The organism is Sediminivirga luteola (assembly GCF_014639315.1).
Taxonomy (GTDB): Bacteria; Actinomycetota; Actinomycetes; order Actinomycetales; family Brevibacteriaceae; genus Sediminivirga; species Sediminivirga luteola.
Genome location: NZ_BMFY01000004.1, coordinates 64,605 through 81,513, shown reverse-complemented (window position 1 = coordinate 81,513; position 16,909 = coordinate 64,605). Strand labels below are relative to the sequence as shown.

General features: G+C 69.2%; 18 protein-coding genes. 12 read left to right on the top strand and 6 right to left on the bottom strand.

What is annotated here, in order from left to right; genetic code table 11:
* Positions 1 to 28: 28 nt before the first annotated feature.
* The 8 genes from IEW13_RS05440 (at position 29) to IEW13_RS05405 (ending at position 6,977) form a co-directional block, all read left to right on the top strand.
* The gene (locus IEW13_RS05440) at positions 29 to 898 is read left to right on the top strand and encodes a hypothetical protein (protein ID WP_188549926.1); all 870 of its coding nucleotides are present in this window, start codon (positions 29 to 31) and stop codon (positions 896 to 898) included.
* A gap of 550 nt (positions 899 to 1,448) precedes the next feature.
* Complete coding sequence (alr, locus tag IEW13_RS05435; protein ID WP_188549925.1) at positions 1,449 to 2,600, top strand: alanine racemase; 1,152 nt, start codon at positions 1,449 to 1,451, stop codon at positions 2,598 to 2,600.
* Positions 2,597 to 3,322, top strand: coding sequence for a tRNA (adenosine(37)-N6)-threonylcarbamoyltransferase complex ATPase subunit type 1 TsaE (gene tsaE, locus IEW13_RS05430; RefSeq protein WP_373283550.1), 726 nt, complete (start codon positions 2,597 to 2,599; stop codon positions 3,320 to 3,322). The genes alr and tsaE overlap by 4 nt, the downstream gene beginning before the upstream one ends.
* Positions 3,323 to 3,456: 134 nt before the next feature.
* A complete protein-coding gene (tsaB, locus tag IEW13_RS05425) occupies positions 3,457 to 4,140 on the top strand; it encodes a tRNA (adenosine(37)-N6)-threonylcarbamoyltransferase complex dimerization subunit type 1 TsaB (protein ID WP_188549924.1) in 684 nt (227 codons plus the stop codon).
* 50 nt (positions 4,141 to 4,190) lie between these two features.
* Positions 4,191 to 4,619: a ribosomal protein S18-alanine N-acetyltransferase gene (rimI, locus tag IEW13_RS05420; protein ID WP_188549923.1), complete on the top strand. Its 429-nt coding sequence runs from the start codon at positions 4,191 to 4,193 to the stop codon at positions 4,617 to 4,619.
* A 12-nt stretch (positions 4,620 to 4,631) separates the two neighbouring features.
* Entirely contained in the window at positions 4,632 to 5,159 is a 528-nt protein-coding gene (locus tag IEW13_RS05415) for an SRPBCC family protein (protein ID WP_188549922.1), read from the top strand.
* Positions 5,156 to 6,394: a tRNA (adenosine(37)-N6)-threonylcarbamoyltransferase complex transferase subunit TsaD gene (gene tsaD, locus IEW13_RS05410; protein ID WP_188549921.1), complete on the top strand. Its 1,239-nt coding sequence runs from the start codon at positions 5,156 to 5,158 to the stop codon at positions 6,392 to 6,394. Before IEW13_RS05415 ends, tsaD begins: the two co-directional genes overlap by 4 nt.
* Positions 6,387 to 6,977, top strand: coding sequence for an NUDIX hydrolase (locus IEW13_RS05405; protein WP_229744954.1), 591 nt, complete (start codon positions 6,387 to 6,389; stop codon positions 6,975 to 6,977). Before tsaD ends, IEW13_RS05405 begins: the two co-directional genes overlap by 8 nt.
* Before the next feature lie 55 nt (positions 6,978 to 7,032).
* Here the strand turns inward: IEW13_RS05405 and IEW13_RS05400 are convergent, their stop codons facing one another.
* The gene (locus tag IEW13_RS05400; RefSeq protein WP_188549919.1) at positions 7,033 to 8,187 is read right to left on the bottom strand and encodes a glutamate--cysteine ligase; all 1,155 of its coding nucleotides are present in this window, start codon (positions 8,185 to 8,187) and stop codon (positions 7,033 to 7,035) included.
* A gap of 132 nt (positions 8,188 to 8,319) precedes the next feature.
* Between IEW13_RS05400 and IEW13_RS05395 the strand changes: the two genes are divergently transcribed.
* Entirely contained in the window at positions 8,320 to 9,978 is a 1,659-nt protein-coding gene (locus IEW13_RS05395) for a glycoside hydrolase family 3 protein (RefSeq protein WP_188549918.1), read from the top strand.
* 2 nt (positions 9,979 to 9,980) lie between these two features.
* On the opposite strand, the gene IEW13_RS05390 is transcribed toward IEW13_RS05395, so the two are convergent.
* Positions 9,981 to 10,253, bottom strand: coding sequence for a type II toxin-antitoxin system Phd/YefM family antitoxin (locus tag IEW13_RS05390; RefSeq protein ID WP_188549917.1), 273 nt, complete (start codon positions 10,251 to 10,253; stop codon positions 9,981 to 9,983).
* A gap of 188 nt (positions 10,254 to 10,441) precedes the next feature.
* Between IEW13_RS05390 and IEW13_RS05385 the strand changes: the two genes are divergently transcribed.
* Positions 10,442 to 11,770, top strand: coding sequence for a hypothetical protein (locus tag IEW13_RS05385; RefSeq protein WP_188549916.1), 1,329 nt, complete (start codon positions 10,442 to 10,444; stop codon positions 11,768 to 11,770).
* Complete coding sequence (locus tag IEW13_RS05380; protein WP_188549915.1) at positions 11,739 to 12,212, top strand: hypothetical protein; 474 nt, start codon at positions 11,739 to 11,741, stop codon at positions 12,210 to 12,212. Before IEW13_RS05385 ends, IEW13_RS05380 begins: the two co-directional genes overlap by 32 nt.
* Positions 12,213 to 12,472: 260 nt before the next feature.
* On the opposite strand, the gene IEW13_RS05375 is transcribed toward IEW13_RS05380, so the two are convergent.
* From IEW13_RS05375 to IEW13_RS05365, 3 genes are all read right to left on the bottom strand, one after another.
* Entirely contained in the window at positions 12,473 to 12,733 is a 261-nt protein-coding gene (locus tag IEW13_RS05375) for a Txe/YoeB family addiction module toxin (protein ID WP_188549914.1), read from the bottom strand.
* Between the two features lies 1 nt (position 12,734).
* Positions 12,735 to 12,992 (bottom strand): type II toxin-antitoxin system Phd/YefM family antitoxin, encoded by a 258-nt coding sequence (locus IEW13_RS05370; RefSeq protein ID WP_188549913.1) that lies wholly within the window; start codon positions 12,990 to 12,992, stop codon positions 12,735 to 12,737.
* A 201-nt stretch (positions 12,993 to 13,193) separates the two neighbouring features.
* Entirely contained in the window at positions 13,194 to 14,492 is a 1,299-nt protein-coding gene (locus IEW13_RS05365) for a M20 family metallo-hydrolase (protein ID WP_188549912.1), read from the bottom strand.
* A 164-nt stretch (positions 14,493 to 14,656) separates the two neighbouring features.
* On the opposite strand from IEW13_RS05365, the gene IEW13_RS05360 reads away from it, so the two are divergent.
* The gene (locus IEW13_RS05360) at positions 14,657 to 15,835 is read left to right on the top strand and encodes a PucR family transcriptional regulator (RefSeq protein WP_188549911.1); all 1,179 of its coding nucleotides are present in this window, start codon (positions 14,657 to 14,659) and stop codon (positions 15,833 to 15,835) included.
* A 17-nt stretch (positions 15,836 to 15,852) separates the two neighbouring features.
* Here IEW13_RS05360 and IEW13_RS05355 read toward each other — a convergent pair whose 3' ends face one another.
* The gene (locus tag IEW13_RS05355; protein ID WP_188549910.1) at positions 15,853 to 16,884 is read right to left on the bottom strand and encodes an SDR family oxidoreductase; all 1,032 of its coding nucleotides are present in this window, start codon (positions 16,882 to 16,884) and stop codon (positions 15,853 to 15,855) included.
* Positions 16,885 to 16,909 lie beyond the last annotated feature (25 nt).

The window sequence follows — 16,909 nt, the reverse complement described above, 5'->3', positions numbered from 1 at the left end:
GGCGGCGCCTGGCCAGGGTCACGGTGATGTGCCCCGTTTCCCCTGGCTCTGGTCGCAGGGTGCTGTCCTTCTCGTTCCGGTGCTGACCCTGGTCGCGCTGGTCGGGCTCGCCCCGGTGCTGGCGCCTCTGCCGCGGCTCGCGCAGCTGGCGATCTTCACGGTCATCATCGTGGTCGCCGTGCTCGCGTTCCTGACAGTGCAACGGCACTGGGGCGGCACGGCACGCCTGCACCGGCTGGCACCCGTCCGCGCGGCGTGGGCTGCGCAGCACGGATGGGAGACGGCGCCGAACGGCGCCCCAGACCAGGACGAAGTCGCCCTGGCCCTGCCCAGAGGCTGGCGCGCCGACCGGGCGATGCTGCGCTTGTGGCGAGAGGGCCCGGCGGGTCAGTCGCGGATCGAGACGTGGAAACTGCGTGCCGTGCCCGGTTCCACGCGGGGAACCGCCTACCGGGAGGTCGTCTCCGTCCCGGCTCGCACCGGACCGGGACGATTCGCGGTGACCAACCGGGCCACCATCGATCCGCTGCTCGGGCCACCGGCGTGGGTGGACGGTGCGCGCGAAGGATGGGACGCCGCCAGGACGGCCGACGACGGGCACCGCCAGGAAAACAGTTCCGGCGCCGTAGGGGGTGGGGCTGCGGGGAACCCTGAAGAGGGCTACGGTGCCGAGGCCGGGGCACGCGCAGCCGGTGCCAGTGCCGAGTCCGCTCCGGACTGGACGCGGCGGGTGCGCGATCTGGTGATGGCGCACCAGGACACGCTGCTCACCGTCGCCGTCGGCGCCGGACGGGTCGTGGTGTGCGCGCTCGACGATCCCCGTCCGGAAACCGCTGAGCGGCGCCTGGCACTCGCGGACGCCGTTGCTGCGGCGGTCGGCGGCGAGGCTGAGGCATAGCCGGCGGGACTCCCGAGTGCCTGCTCGCTTGAGTCGCCGGCTCGGAGCGTTCGGCTGGAGACGGAGTCCGCCGACGGGCTATTCGTTCCTCATCCGGTCGGGACCAATGTGGAGACATCGTCGTGGAGTGCGGCGAGACCACCGTCGAACGTGGCAAGCCGGCCGCTGTGACTCCGGGCCAGTTGAGCGAGGTAGGCATCGGTGACCTGGCGGTGCCCCATGACCCCGTCGAAGCGGACGCTGGCATAAGCAACGTCATCGACCCACAACTGGTGTCGTGGGTTCTGCGTTTCGGATAAGGATGCGTGCCGATGACGCGCCTCAAAGGCGCGTCTCATCCTGGAGTGAATCCGGCTGCCGGGCAGGCAAGCGGCTCGGGCGGTGGCCACCGAGGCCAGGCGCGGTCGAGTTACGTCCCCGGCGGTGCACTAATTCCGCGTGAGCTCCCCGGGAATCAGTGCGCGGCCCCGGAAATAAGATGTCCGCGTGACGTGAGGGCCACCCCTGAGGGGTCGCATGGCATCGCCCGGCGACGCATTAGGCTTGATCTGTGACTGTCCCGAGCAAGCCCGATGTCCCCGCACCGACGCCAGCCGTGACGCCCCTCCACGCCCGGGTCTCCCGGGCTGCCCTGGAACACAATCTGAGCCGGCTGCGGGAGCAGTCGCCCTCGGGCCGCGTGATCGCCGTCGTGAAGGCCAACGCCTACGGGCACGGCATGCTGGAAGCTGCCCGGACTTTCGCTCAGGCCGGCGCCTGGCGGATCGGCGTCGCCACCGTCGAAGAGGCACTGGAACTGCGCGGCGCGGGACTCGACGCCCCGCTGATGGCGTGGCTCTACGGTCCCGGCGCTGAGCTGAAGGACGCGGTGGCGCAGGACATCGAACTCGGCGTCTCCACCGGCCACGCTCTGGAGCAGGTGCGCCTGGCGGCCCGTGCCACCGGCCGGCAAGCTCGGGTGCATCTGAAGCTGGACACCGGTCTGGGCCGTAACGGCTTCGTCCTGACAGAAGCGGTCCCGGCGGCCCGGGTGATCGTGGAGGCGCCGGAACTGGCGCTGACCGGCGTGTTCAGCCACCTGGCGAACGCCGACTGGCCGGACGACGAGGCCAACGACGCTCAGGAGGATCTGTTCCGCGAGGTGCTCGCGCAGATCCGCGAGCTCCCCGGCGCGCAGGACGCCGTGGCGCACCTGGCGAACTCCCCGGCCGCGCTGACGCGCCCCTCGGCCGCCTTCGACGCCATCCGTCCCGGCCTCTCGCTCTACGGGCTCTCGCCGCTGGAGGGACGCAGTGCCCAGGATCTGGGCTTGCGGCCGGCGCTCGAACTGCACTCCGCGGTGGTCAACCTCAAGCGCGTGCCCGCCGGGCACGGCGCTTCCTACGGCCTGAGCTATCGTGCGCCCGAGGAGACCACCTTCGCGCTCGTGCCCGGCGGCTACGGTGACGGCATCCTCCGCACCGCCTCCGGGCAGGCAGAGGTGAGCATCGGCGGCCGGCGTCACCCGGTGGCCGGGCGGATCGCGATGGACCAGTTCGTCGTGGACGTCGGCGATGCGCCCGTGCGGCTGGGTGAGCCGGTCACCCTCATCGGCGCTGAGGAGGGCGACCCCGGCGCCGATGACTGGGCCCGCTGGGCCGGCACCATCAACTACGAAGTGGTCACCCAGCTGGCGGCACGGCTGCGCCGGGAGTGGACGTGAACGCCGGAGGGGAACGGGCCGCAGCCGCGGCGGATGATCCGCTGCGCGTGGAGATCGCCGATGCCGCGGCCATGCGGTCCTGCGCGCTGCGACTGGCCGGATTGCTGCGTGCCGGTGATCTGCTGATCCTCACCGGCGGGCTCGGAGCCGGGAAGACGACCTTCACCCAGGGCCTGGCCGAGGGGTTGGGCGTGCGCGGCCGGGTCACCTCACCGACGTTCATCGTCGCCCGGGAACACCGTCCTCGCGCAGACGGCCCGGGTCTGGTGCACGTGGACGCCTACCGCCTCTCGGGGCCGGAGGAGCTGGACGATCTGGATCTCGATTCGCAGCTGAGCGGTGCGGTCGTGGTGGTCGAATGGGGCGAGGGGAAAGCTGAGCAGCTGGCGGCCTCCCGGCTTGAGGTCGTCATCGACCGCGAGGCGCTGCGGGAGGCTGAGGAGCCCGTCCGGCAGGAAGATCGGCGCTCCGCTGATGCCGCCGGCTCCGGCGATCCCTGCGTCCGCGGCACGGGCGTGCGGCCGGCCGGCGGGATCGCACTGGAGAAGGACGGCACCGATCGCGCCGATGCGGCGGAACCCGAGGCCGCACCCGGTGAGCACGGCTTGACGGATGTCCTGGACGAGCCGCGCCTGCTCACCGTTCGCGCCGTTGGGGATGCCTGGGCGGCCCGGCGAGAAGCCCTGGCCGCAGCCCTCGCCGGATTTTCGCCGCATACCTAGATGAGGCGTCTGGTTCGGAAGGTCGGAACACTGGATCCTCTCGGATTAATTGCGATTGACGGCGTTCTTCGTCGGCTACTAGTGCTCTGAGATGCGCCCGGGTCTCCCGTCAGGACCCTCGGTACACTGGAGCGGTGCTGCTCGCCATCGACACTTCCGCCGCTGCTTCTGCGGCCCTCCTCGCCGACGACGGGACGACCGTCGCCGCCTGGCATGAGCCGGCTGCGCGACGGCACGCCGAGTTGCTGACCCCCGCTCTGGAGGAACTGCTGGGCGGGCACCGCGAGAAGATCCGCCGCATCGTCGCGGGCATCGGGCCCGGGCCGTTCACCGGTCTGCGGGTGGGCATCGCCGCCGCCATCGGGCTCGGTCTGGCGCTGGACGTGCCGGTCGGGGGAGTGCACAGCGCCGATGCTCTGGCCCATGCAGCGCTGGCCCGGGCCGGCGATGCGGAGGCGCTCGTCACCGTTGCCACCGACGCCCGCCGCAAAGAGGTCTACTGGTCCCGTTACCGCGGCATGGACGCTGCCGGCGCGCCGCTTCGGATCGAGGGACCGGAGGTGTCCGCTCCCGCCGCGATGGCTGCCACGCTCATGCCCGGTGAGGTGCGCGCCGGCAGGGGGTTCGCGCTGTATCCGGACGTCCTCGGAGCCCCCGGCTTCCCAGAGGAATCCCTGCTGGACCCCCGCGCAGAGGATCTCGGCGCCGTCGCCGTTCTACGGCTGGCCGCCGGCCAGGATCTCCTGCCACCGCGACCGGAGTATCTGCGTCGCCCCGATGCCGCCGAGCAGCCCGCCAGGACGCGGCGCCTGCGCTGATGCCCCCCGCTCCCGCCGTTCCGCCGGACCATACGCCGCGCATTCAGCCCATGCGCTGGTGGCACGTCGACGAGGTCGTGAGACTGGACCGGGAGCTGTTCGCCGCCGATGCCTGGGCCCCCGAGCTGTTCTGGGCCGAGCTGACCACCGCCGGCCGGTCCTACTGGGTCGCCGAGGACGCCGGCCGGGTCCGCGGCTTCGCGGGCCTGGCGGTCTCCGGCCCGGACGCGGACGTGCAGACTGTGGGCGTGGATGCCGCCGTGCAGGGACGCGGCGTGGGCAGGTCGCTGATGAGCACCCTCATCGACGCTGCCGCCGGTCAAGGTGCCACCCGTCTCATGCTGGAGGTCCGCGAGGACGCGGTACCGGCCCGGCGCCTGTACGAGAGCCTGGGCTTCACCGTGCTGGGCCGCAGGCGCGGATATTACGCCGATGACGTCACCGCCGTACTCATGCGGCTCGATGTCCGTGCACGTTGATAGGCTCCCGGTATGAACACCGCACCGCGCCTGCAACTGTGGGAAGGCGGCGTCGATCTGATCATCGAGCGCCGGCCGGCCCTGAGCCCGGAGCAGGCGTGGGCCCAGCTGACCGGGCCGCGGGCCACGGAGCAGTGGTTCGCGCCGTGGATCTGGCTCGATGAGGATGCAGGGCTCCTGGACTTCGGCGACGCCGGGTACGGGCTGGTGGTGGCGTGCGAACCCGGCCAGGCCGTGCTGATCGAGTTCGGTGGCCAGGCCGGCCCGGAGGGCGAGATCGACTTCTCCGCCAGCTGGCGGCTGGGCGCCACGGTGAACGACGACGTCATCGTCTTCACCATGACCTTCGTCCCCTCGGACGACGGCCTGGACGTGCAGGAGATCGCCGAGGCTGGGCCCGTCCTGGAGTACTTCGCGGACCGCTTCGAGGCCTACGCCGAGCGGATCGCGCTGCCAGAGGATCCGGAGAGCCATATGGAGCGGCTCGAGGACCAGTACCGTCAGCTGGCGGCCCGCTTTGCCCAGGAGCACGGCCTATGAGCGCAGTGACCGGCACGGCGGCCAGCCCCATACCACGGCCGGGTTCCTCTGCATCCGGCGCGCCGGCACAGGACGCCGCCACGAAAAGGACCGAGCCGGTGCACCGCGCCGCCGGGAACAGCGCCGTGCCCGCGCTCGGTGCCGCCCCGAACGGGGCAGGGCCGCTCATCCTCGGGGTGGAGACGTCATGCGATGAGACCGGTGTGGGCATCGTGCGCGGACGCACCTTGCTGGCCAATGCCGTCGCCAGCAGCATGGACGAACACGTCCGCTATGGCGGCGTCGTCCCGGAGGTCGCCTCCCGGGCGCATCTGGAGGCCTTCGCCCCCACCGTCCAGCGAGCCCTCGGCGAGGCGGGCGTGAGCCTGCGGGACCTGGACGGCATCGCCGTCACCGCCGGGCCCGGCCTGTCCGGGGCGCTGATGGTGGGCGTGGCAGCCGCCAAGTCCCTCGCCCAGGGGTTGAACGTGCCGGTCTACGGAGTGAACCACCTCGTGGCGCACGTCGCGGTGGACCTCCTGGACGAGGCCTGCACGCTCGACGCCGAACCCACCGTGGCGCTGCTGGTCTCGGGAGGGCATACGGAGATCCTGGTCCTGCGAGATGTCGCCCAGGACGTGGAACTGCTCGGCGCGACCATCGACGACGCCGCCGGGGAAGCCTTCGACAAGACCGCGCGCCTGCTGGGCCTGCCCTACCCGGGCGGCCCGAGCATCTCTGCCGCGGCGATGGGGACGTACTCCGACGACGGCCAGCCGGGCCGGCGCGATGCGCTGAGGTTCCCGCGCGGCCTTTCCCGGGCGGACGATCTGAGGCCGGAACGCGGCCACCGGTACAACTTCTCCTTCTCCGGGCTGAAGACGGCCGTGGCCCGCCGCCTTGAGCAGGCCGAACGGGATGGCGAGGAGCTGCGGCTGGCCGATGTGGCCGCCTCCTTCGAGGAAGCCGTGGTGGACGTCCTCACCGCCAAAGCGGTGCTGGCCTGCCGCGACCTGGGCATCCCCCGGTTGCTGCTCGGCGGCGGAGTCGCAGCCAACCGCCGGCTGCGGGAGCTGCTGGCCGAACGCTGCGAGGAGGCCGGCATCGCGCTGCGGGTGCCGCCATTGCCGTTGTGCACGGACAACGGCGCGATGATCGCCGCTCTCGGCGCGGAGCTGGTCCGTCGCGGCCAGAGTCCCTCGGCGCAGGACTTCGGCGCGATCTCCTCGCTGGACGTGGAGGATGTCCTTGTCTGAGCCCGCCGTGACACCGGAACCGGGGACGCCCGCCGGGGAGCCGCGTCGCGACCGGGAATCCGTGTCCGGAACGTCCGGTGCGGCAGGCCCGCCTCCCGAGGTGCGCCTGCACCGCCGTGCCGGCGACGGCTGGGTAGAGGCGCCAGACGGCAGCAGGTACTGGGGCCGTCTGGGCGCGGCCGGCATGCTCATCTGCGATCCCGGCCGTGGCGTGCTGCTGCAGCACCGGGTGGCGTGGTCGGCCCACGGCGGCACCTGGGGCATCCCCGGCGGTGCGCTCGACGTGGGTGAGGACGCGGTCACCGGCGCGCTGCGCGAATGCCACGAGGAGGCCGGCGTGCCCCGCCTGGACGGCGCCGACGTCCGCATCATCGGCACGCATGTGCTGGACAAGGACGTGTGGAGCTACACCACGGTCCTGGCGGTCGCCCGGGAGCGACTGGACGAGTACGTCAACGACCCCGAGAGCGTGGAACTGCGCTGGGTGCCGTTGGGCGAGGTCACTGACTATCCGCTGCATCCCGGTTTCGCCGCCGCCTGGCCCGAGCACCGCGCCCGCCTGGAAGCCGAGCTCGCCCGATAGGCGCGCACCGGCGGTGCCGCCTCGATGGTTCCGGGCACCCCTCGGCGGTGCCGGGTCAGCTGCGGCTGAAGTCCGGTAGCGGCCGGTCCGCCTTCATCTCCGCGACCAGGGAATCGACCACGGCGCGCAGGTTCCCGCCGTGGCGCATCGCCACGGCACGCTGGCGCTGATACGAGGCGCCGGCTTTCACGATGTCCCACACCCCGGCCAGCTCGTCCAGGCAGTCCAGCCGCTCCGCCACCGGCTGGAGTCGCTCCAGCTCATCCGCCAGATCCTCCGTGACCAGCCGCTCATTGCCGGCGTCGTCGGTGATGATGATGGCCTCCATGCCATACCGCGCGGCCCGCCACTTGTTCTCCGTGACGAACCAGTCCGGGATGGTCGGAAGGTCCTCCCCGGCGCTCAACCGTTCGTTGAGGTCGTCCACCAGGCACTGCGTGAACGCCGCCAGCGAGATGATCTCGTCCAGCGTCGGCACCCCGTCGCACACCCGCATCTCGATGGTGCCAAGATGCGGCGCCGGCCGCAGATCCCAGCGGATCTCGTTGAACTCATCGATGACGCCGGTGGTGAGCATGTCCGCGGTGTAATGCTCCAGCTCTTCCCAGCGGCGGAACTGGTACGGCAGTCCCGCGGTGGGGAGCTGGCGGAACATCATCGCCCGGTTCGAGGCGTAGGCGGTGTCCGCGCCGCCCCAGTACGGTGAGGAGGCCGAGAGTGCCTGCAGATGAGGGAAGTACCGCAGCAGGGAGTTCAGGATGGGCAGCACCTTGTCCCGGTGATCGACGCCGACGTGCACGTGCACGCCGAAGATCATCATGTGCCGGCCCCACCACTGGGTGCGGTTGATCAGCTCGGCGTAGCGCGGCTTCGGCGTGACCCGCTGCTCCGCCCACTGCGCGAAAGGATGCGTGCCGGCGCTGAGCAGTTCCAGATCGAGCGGATCGGTCGCCTGCCGCAGCTCCGTGACCGAGGCGGTCAGGTCCGCCCGGGCCTCCGCCGCCGTCCGGCACACCCCGGTGATGACCTCGACCATATTGGTCATCATTTCCTGCTTGATGCGCGGATGCTCCTGCTGTCCCTGCCCGCACACCGCCTGGAGCACATGCTCCGCGACGGGCATCAGATCACCGGAGGCCCGGTCGATCAGCGCGAGTTCCCACTCCACGCCCATGGTGGAGCGGGCCGAAGGGGCGAACTCGATGGCCATGGCGCTCCTCGTCTCGATGGGCGTAAAAGGGGCCGCGGAAGGGCGTTCCCGGTCCAGGACAGCATGCTTCCCGGTCCAGGACAGTATGCCAGGCACCGGACCGCCCATGCTGCGCCGTTCTACGATGGGCGCATGCGTTCCCGCCTGCTGGTCCTGCTCGGCGCGCTCGTCCTGGCCGTTCTGCTGGGCGGCTCGATGCCCCCGGGACAGCGGGCCGCCCAGCCCTCCCCGCCCGGCGACGCCGCCGGGCGCGAGGACAGCGACGTGCAGGAGGCCGAGCTGCCACCGGGGCCGAGCGGAGAGGACCGGGAACGAGCCCAGGAGATCGTCGCCGGGATGGACGATGAGGAACTGGCGGGCAGCGTCATCGTCGCCACCGCCGGAGCGGACTCCGGCTATGTCGCCGAGCTGATCCGTTCCCACCATCTCGCCGGGGCGATCGTGATGTCCGCGGCGCTGCCGGGCAGCCCGGACGCCGATGACGTCCGCGCCGTCACCGCCGGCCTCGCCGCCGCCGGCGAGGACAGGGAGGCCCCGGTGCTCATCAGCGTCGACCAGGAAGGCGGCCCGGTCGAACGCCTCGGCGGCGCGGCGGCGACGATGCCGCCGCTGATGGCGCACGGCGCCGCGGGCGACGAGGCGCTGACGGCCGCCAGCATCCACGCGCAGGCCGCGGAGCTGAGGGGTCTCGGCTTCACCATGAACTTCGCGCCGACCGCCGATGTCACCATCGGCGCGCGGGACATCACCATCGGCGTGCGGGCCGCCTCGGACGATCCCGGGCTGGCGGCACGGATCGCAGCCGCCGCGGTGCGCGGGCAGCAGGGCGCGGGGCTGGCCGCCAGCGCCAAGCATTTCCCCGGGCACGGTGCGCTCACGGTGGACACGCATCATGAGGCCGGTGAGCTCGGCGCCGGGATGGAGGAACTTCGCGAGCGTGAGTTCCCTCCGTTCGCGGCCGCTATCGAAGCGGGGGTCGCCAGCGTCATGGTGGGCCACATCGCCTTCGCGGAGACTGACGGCGTGCCGGCGTCGATGGCGCCGCGCGCCTACCGGCTGCTGCGGGAGGAGTTTGGCTACGACGGGGTGCTCGTCACGGACGCGCTGGACATGGCCGCTGCCCGGCAGGCTGCTCCCGAGGCGGGCCAGGAGACGGTGCGGGCTCTGAACGCGGGCGCGGATCTGGCGCTCATGCCGCCGGACCCGGTGGCGGCGCACCGGGCCGTGCTGTCGGCCCTGGAAAGCGGAGACCTGGACGCGGACCGGCTGCAGACGGCCGCTGAACGCGTGGTGGCACTGCAGCTGTGGACCGCTCGTGCCGGGGAGGCCGATTCGATTGCGGAGTTGCCCGCGCTGGGCGGCGATCCGGGCCTTGCGGAGGCTTCGCCCGGGGAGCTGCGGACGCTACTGGCCGAGCGGTCCCTCACCGTCGTCGCCGGGCAGTGCCGGCTGGAAGAACCGCCTGAGGAGGTCCGGCTCCAGGGCGCCGATGCGGGTGTACGGGAGTGGCTGGCCGGGGCGCTGGGCGAGCGCGGGGTGCAGGTCACGGATACCGCAGCGGAGGCCGTCGTCCTGGGGAGGGGCAGCATCGGCGCGGGCGATGCGGCGTTCGCGGTGTCGCTGGGAGCCCCGTGGATCCTCGAGCAGAGTGACGCCGCGGCCAAGCTCGCCGTCTATCACGACGGACCCGAGGCGCTCGACGCGGTCGCCGCCTATGTCGCCGGAGAACTCACCGCCCGGGGCCGGCTTCCGGCTCAGATCCCCGGTGCCGACGACGCCCCGGACTGCTGAGCTCAAGCCTCCCGCGAAGTGTGCTCCCTGCTGGCGCTGCTGTCTTCGAGTCGTTCTATCGCATCGAGCAGACGGTGCGCGTTTGCGGGCGAGCGCATCAGATGAACGGTCTCGCGCAGGGACTCGTACTCGTCCAGGGACACGATGACGACCGGCCTCTGTCCTGCCCGTGTCACCACCACTTCGTCGTGGTTCTCCGTCACCGAACTCAACACCTCGGCATACCGGGCACGCGATTCCGGCGATCTCGACGCTCGGTTCGCGTTTGCGTTCATCGTTCGCGCGCGCGGGTGCTCAGGGCTCGTCGCCGGGAGCCGGTCGTAGCGCAGGCAATAGCAGAAACTCTTGGCCTCTGTGGAACCTGACCTTGGGTTCATATGGGTATGAGTGGCTCTGCGGAACCACCTGGCTCTGCTACTTCACCGCCCCACCCGGTTGACGTAAAACCCTTGACTCTCGATTGATGAACATCTGGGCTTGCTCGAAATCGTTGCTTCCCCCGACGGTTTTAGTGACCAGTCCCCGAGTCAATGGTGCGATTTTAGTGTTTTACAAAGGCGCGACATGCGCAATTTCCGCTTCATGTGTTCTATTTCTTATCTCTGCCTTCCCGGCTTCTGCTAACACTGATGGTGAATTTGAAGCTTACTTTGCCAATGAAGATATCATTGTAGAGTATCCGAGTGGCGAGGAGGTTTCTCTTCAACGGCTTGAAGAGGGAGACGGGGTGGTGAATTATCGCGGCGTGGACTCTGGCGGTCGAGAGGTGACAGCTCAAGGAATTTTGGCGCCGGTGTCAAGCCGTGCTGGAGCGGCACGGGAGCTAAATGGGCAAGAGCCGGGTGATCGGCCTGTCTGGGATGGCGAGGGGCTGGCGCAGGACACTCTCAGTTTTGAGGCAGTTGACTATCCCGTGACTGAGGATCTCGAGCCTACGTTTGCGCGGGTCGCCATCGCGGAGGGCTCGGCGCTTCTTGTGTGGCGGGATGACGACGCGGCGCGCGAGGTCGCCCGTCAAGGGCGTGCTAAGGAGCGGGTCGAGGGAACGTCATTCTATGACGATCATGGTATGGCGGATGCAGAAGTGGCATACCAGGTATTTACTTCTGAGGCCGAGGCCGATTCCGTCCGGCTGCTCTCTGTTCCCTCAACTACGGGAGGCTCTGCTGAGGAGGTGCAGTCGTATGCTGCTAATGAACAGCCTGGCACAGCCAGCTCGTATCGGACTTTTGCTCCAAGTGCTCAGATTGTCCTTAATGGAATTCAGAGCCTCGGGTGTGAAGGTTATGGTATTCATGGGGGCGATGACCGTGGATTCCAGCTTCCTGACGGGGATCCTGTCCGGGAGGATAGCTTCCGAACGGCAGTTCACATCCAGGCGCATTGGGATAGCCAGCGGGTGGATGTTATGAGAGGAATGGGTGAGACCGTCGCTCTAGAGGAAGGCCGCCCCGTCGACCGTCGGACCGCGCCCTTGGATGGAATTGATCCTCACTCTGTTCAGATCGGTGGAAGTTTTGCTCAGGTCCAGGTGGAGCATATTGTTGGAAACCCGTTCTGCGTTGCGGGCGCCATTACTTACTATGCAACGTTTCGACTCTATTCGAACGGTATGGTGGAAGTGAACTCGCAGCATTACCAGGTTCCTAACCATGAAGTTGCGGCTGGTCGAGTTCAAGCTACGGGTCTGAGCGGTGAGTGGCAGTGGGTCGGCCAGTCTGAACTCGATTCTTACCAATGCTTGCTAGGGTCATGTGGGTATGAGTGGCTTCGCGGAACTGCCGGAAACTGATCGCAGCCCTGTGGGCGACAAGCCGGCGTCGGCTGACCCGCTCCCGTGGTGGATGATTCTCATCGTCTCGGGTGTGGTCGCGATGGCGGGGGCAGTGATAGCCAGGCTCTTCCACACGACGCGACCGTTCTTCGCCGAAGGCGATGTCCCGTTCGTCCTTCTGACTTCAGTCGTCGCCGCACTGGGTGCTCCGCTGATTGACGCGCTCGCGCGTAGGCTATGGCCGTTCGCGCGCCGTCCCTTCGCGCGCCAGGCCGTTGGGGTGACGTTGTGGCTCTGTCTCTACCCCGTGGTCTTCGCGGTCTTTTCACCCGTGATCCCGCTGAGCTACGTGGTCTTGTTGCTCCTCGTGCCTGGACACCTGATCGCAGTTCCGCTCGCGCCCTTGATTCTCCTGGTCGCGAGCCGCGTGTACAGCGGACCTCGGCCTGCGCGTCGTTAGCGACGAGACGTGAACGTCGATCCACCTGGTCCCCGGCGGGAGTTCCCCGGCCGGGGACCAGGTGCGTTGACGAGGTCGGCCCCTGATGTGTCTGCGGTAGCGTCGTGTGCGGCCTTGCCTTCGCCCTTCGTCGCCGGAGAACTCACCGTCCGGTGCCGGCTTCCGGTGCAGACCCCCGATGTCCCCGACTGCTGAGTTCAAGCCTCCCGCGAGGCTTCCGCAAGCGTGCCGGGCATCTCGAAGAGGCCTGCCAACAGCGTTCAGCGGCCGTAGTGGTAACGGCAGGCGGCGATGCGCACCTCTCCGGCGGCCGCCTTGTAGACCAGCCGGTGCTCATCGGTGATGCGCCGAGACCAGTACCCGGCGAAGTCGTGCTTGAGTGGCTCGGGCTTGCCGATGCCCCTGTTGCCATTGCGCATGATGTCCGCGATCAGCGTGTTGATGCGCCGGAGTACCTTACGATCTTGTGTCTGCCACCACAGATAATCGTCCCAGGCATTCTTGTCCCACACGAGCCGCATATCAGTCGGCGTCGAGCAACTCGTGTTCCTCACCCGCACCGTTTTCGAGCCGCTCCATAGCGTCGAGCAAGCGGCGTGCGTTCGCGGGCGAGCGCATCAGATACGCGGTTTCGCGCAGAGACTCGTAATCGTCCAGGGACATGATGACGACTGGCTCATGTCCCGCCCGGGTGATCACTACTTCTTCGCGGTTCTCCGTCACGGAATCCAGCACCTCTGCGTACCGGGCGCGCGATTCCGTGTAGCTCATCGTCCTCATGACTTGCCTCCTTACGCGACTGGCACCCTGTCTGTACAGAAAACTGTACCACTGGTGGTCCGGAGGTGGACAGGGTGCTTCCGCTGCCGGCACGTGCGCACGAACTTTTGACCAGGGACGCCAGGGCCGGAGGCTACCTGACCTCGCGCATGGGTCCCAGCCGAGAGCAGAGATGTGCCGGCTCCCGCGACCGGCCGCCGGTCAGCTCTCGTCCAGCGCGCCTTCCACGAGCTTGCCAAGCACCTCGGTGAGCATGTGCAGCCCCGCCACGAGGTCCTCGTCGCGGGTGTACTCGTGCTCGTTGTGGGAGATGCCCTCGGCAGAGGGCACGAACAGCATGACCGTCGGCACCAGGTCCTTCATGTTCGTCGAATCGTGCCCGGCGAGCGTCTTCACCCGTCCGTGGCTGAGTCCCAGGTCCGCCGCAGCCTTCTCCGCCAGCTCCACGCCCTCGATCTGATACGGCGTCACCGGCCAGGAATGCCCCGTCCGCCGCTCGATCCGCACCTTCGCGGCCTGCTCGATCTCGCTCACCCGCTGGTGCAGCAGCGCATCGGCCTCGGCCAGGATCTCCTCGTCCGCCGAGCGCAGATCCAGCAGCAGATTCACCCGGGAGGCGACCACCACGGGAGAGTTCGGGTACACGTTCAGGTGCCCCACGGAGGTGTGCAGCGCACCGGGAAAGCGGTCGGCGATCTCCCGGGCGGTGAGCACCAGCATCGACGCCCCCAGCAGCGCGTCCTTGCGGTCCTCGATGATCGTCGAGCCGGTGTGGGATTGCTCGCCGTGCACGATGAACTCGTACTTGTTGGCGGCCCAGTTGGAATCCACCACGCCGATGGTGATGCCGTCGCGTTCCATGCTGCGGCCCTGCTCGATGTGGATCTCCGCCGCGAACGCCGCCCGCGGCCCATCGCCCTCGCCCAGGCAGCCGACGCTCTCCAGTGCTTCACGCACGCTCACCCCCTGGGCGTCCGTAGTGGCCAGCGCTGTCTCCAGGTCCAGCTTCCCGGTGTAGACGGAGCTGCCCATCATGGACGGCTGGAACCGCGAGCCCTCCTCGTTGAACCAGTTGACCACCGCGATGTTGTACTTCGGTTGCCGGCCGGCTGCCGCGTCCGAACGGTACACTTCGGCGAGCCGGAACGCCGCGTGCGCGGCCGCCAGCACCCCGTAAGCTCCGTCGTAGCGCCCCGCCGTCGGCTGGGAATCCATATGGGAGCCGACCACCACATAGGGGGCGCCGGGCACCAGTTCCAGCAGGCCGAACTGGTTCCCGATCCGGTCGAACACCACCTCGAACCCGGCGTCGCGCAGTAGACCCGCGAACCAGTGCCGCTGCTCGCCGTCCGCTGCCGAGCCGGCCTGCCGCTCCACCCCGCCGCCGGGCGTGGCGCCGAAGGTGCACAGGGTCGCGAAATCGGCGATGAACCGGGCGTCGTCCCCGGTGAACGCGCTCGGGTCCGGCTCGGGAAGCGGAGTAGGGTTCTGGGTCGTCATGCGTCTCTCCTCAGACCGTAGATGCGGATGCCGCTGACCGCTGTACCTGACCTGCAAGGGTATGCACGGCGGCCGGCGCGGATGTTCTCCTCATCATCGTTGCATTGGCGGGTGGTCTGCGCCGATGGCCAGGGGTAGCGCATCGTGCTCGCTATACTGTGCGGATGCACATTCCCGGTCATTCCGGCGGTTCAGGGCGGTACCGCCATCTGCGCTGGATTGAGCTTGTCACCGCGTTGAAAGCCGTCCTGCCGGAGATGTGCGAGGAGTTCGTCGAGCGGGTGCAGCAGATCCCCGGTTATGCCGATCAGGCGGTGAGCCTCCAGGATCTGCGCCAGACGGCGGGCGACTCCATCGGCCTCATCATCGACGCGCTGTCTGGCCCGCAGCACTACCCGGGGATGCTGCGTTTCGGGCACGATCTGGGAACCCGCCGCGCCCGGCAGGGACTGGCGGCGGATTCCCTGATGTCCGCGGTCAGGCTGGATTTCCCGGTGATCTGGTCGACGCTGCTGCGAGTCTCCCGGCCCGAGGACGCCACGCTGCTGGCTGCCCGCGCCGAAGAGGTCTGGCGGGTGGTGGACGACTATGCCGAGGCCACCCGGTCCAGCTACGTGGAGACGCGGATCGCCATGGCTCAGGAGCAGGCCGGGGTACGGCAGGAGTTCATCGCCGCGTTGTTCGGCGCTCAGGGACGGCTGGGGGAGACCCGGGAGCGGTTCGCGACGGCATTCGACGTACCGGCTGATGCGCCGTACGTCGTCGCGGCGGCGACTGGACGTGAGGTCGCCGGTCTCCGGGCCGTAGCCAATGTGACCGGGGTGGAGCACCGCGTGTTCCTGCATGACGCGGAGAATCGCACGTATCTGTTCTGGCCTGATCCCGGGAGCGTCACGTCAGTACCGGCGGTCGGGGTGGACCCTATGGCGCGGCTGGACGCGGTCTCCTGCGGTGTGGCACGCACGGACGAAGGGCTGGCCGGCCTTGCCGCTGCCGCCCGGATCGCTTCTGGCCTCGCTGAGCTCGCCGCGGCCCGCGGGAAGGGGCCGGCCACGGTGGACGGGGACTGGCCTCGCCTGGCCCGCATGCGTATGGACGCGACTGGAGTGGAGCTGGGTGCCCTGCTGGATGACCGGCTGGCGGGGCTGCGGCCCGATGAGGTCGAACGGCTCCGGGAGACGGTCGCCTGCTTCCTGGGCAATGGCAGCGTGAGCGCGACGGCAACGGCGCTGTACTGCCATCGCAACACGATCGTGAACCGGTTGCGGCGTTTTCGTGAGATCACCGGAATCGACCTTGCCGTGCCCGCGCAGGCGGCACGCGTCGTCGTCGCCTGGTCCTGAACGCTCCGGGCAGCGGTTCAGTCCAGGAAGAAGTCCCGCTGGAAGGGGCCTTCACCTCCGTAGGGCGTCAGATCGTCGATGCCCGCCTCGGCCAGCACGTCCTCATCCAGCAGCGTCCGCCCGGTACCGCTCGCCTCGACCGTGGCCTCGTTCCCAGCCGTGTCCGCGCCAGGGCTGCCGTCGCGGCCGCTACCCGGGCCGGCGTCGGACCCTGAACGCAGCAGGGTCAGGACTGCATCGGCGACAATGGCGGGGTCACGGGAAGCCCGCATCAGCTCCTCCCCGCCGAGCAGGTTCCCCACGGCCGCGGTCTTGATGGTGGTGGCCGGCCACAGGCAGTCCGCCGCGATGCCGCGGTCCCGGAAGTCCTGCGCGAAACCGAGTGTGAGCAGCGTCATCCCGTACTTGGCCAGGGCGTAGGCCGTGTGCGGCGCCAGCCACCGCGGATCGAGGTTCAGCGGCGGGGACAGCGTGATGACGTGGCCGCGTCCCGATTCGGTGAGCGCCGGCAGGCACGCCTTGGTCAGCGCGAAAGTGCCCCGGGCATTGACGTCCTGCATCAGGTCGTAGCGCTTGAGGCTCAGGTCCGCGGTGCCGGCCAGATTCAGCACGCTGGCGTTGTTCACGCACACCTCGATGCCACCGAACTCACGCACGGCGGTGTCCACCAGCCGCTCGACGTCATCGTCCCGCCGCAGGTCCCCGACGACGCCCACGGCCTTCCCGCCGGCCGCGCGGATCGCCGCCTGGGCGGTATGCACCGTGCCGGGAAGCCGGGGATCGGGCGCGTCCGTCTTGGACAGGAACACGACGTTGCCACCACCGCGTGCCCAGCCGAGGGCGATGGCCAGGCCGATGCCGCGGCTTCCCCCGGACAAGACCATGGTCCTGCCAGCGAACTCGCCGGGCCGGACTCCGATCACCTCGCCGGGCTGCACGCCGGGGACCGGTTGCGCTGTCTCGGCCGCTGCACCGGTCTGGGACTCTGTGCCGGGCCTCGTACTGGATGTCGCTTCAGCCCCGCTACCGCTGCTCGGCTGCTGGGTCATGGTGTGCCTCCTTCGTTCGCCGGTG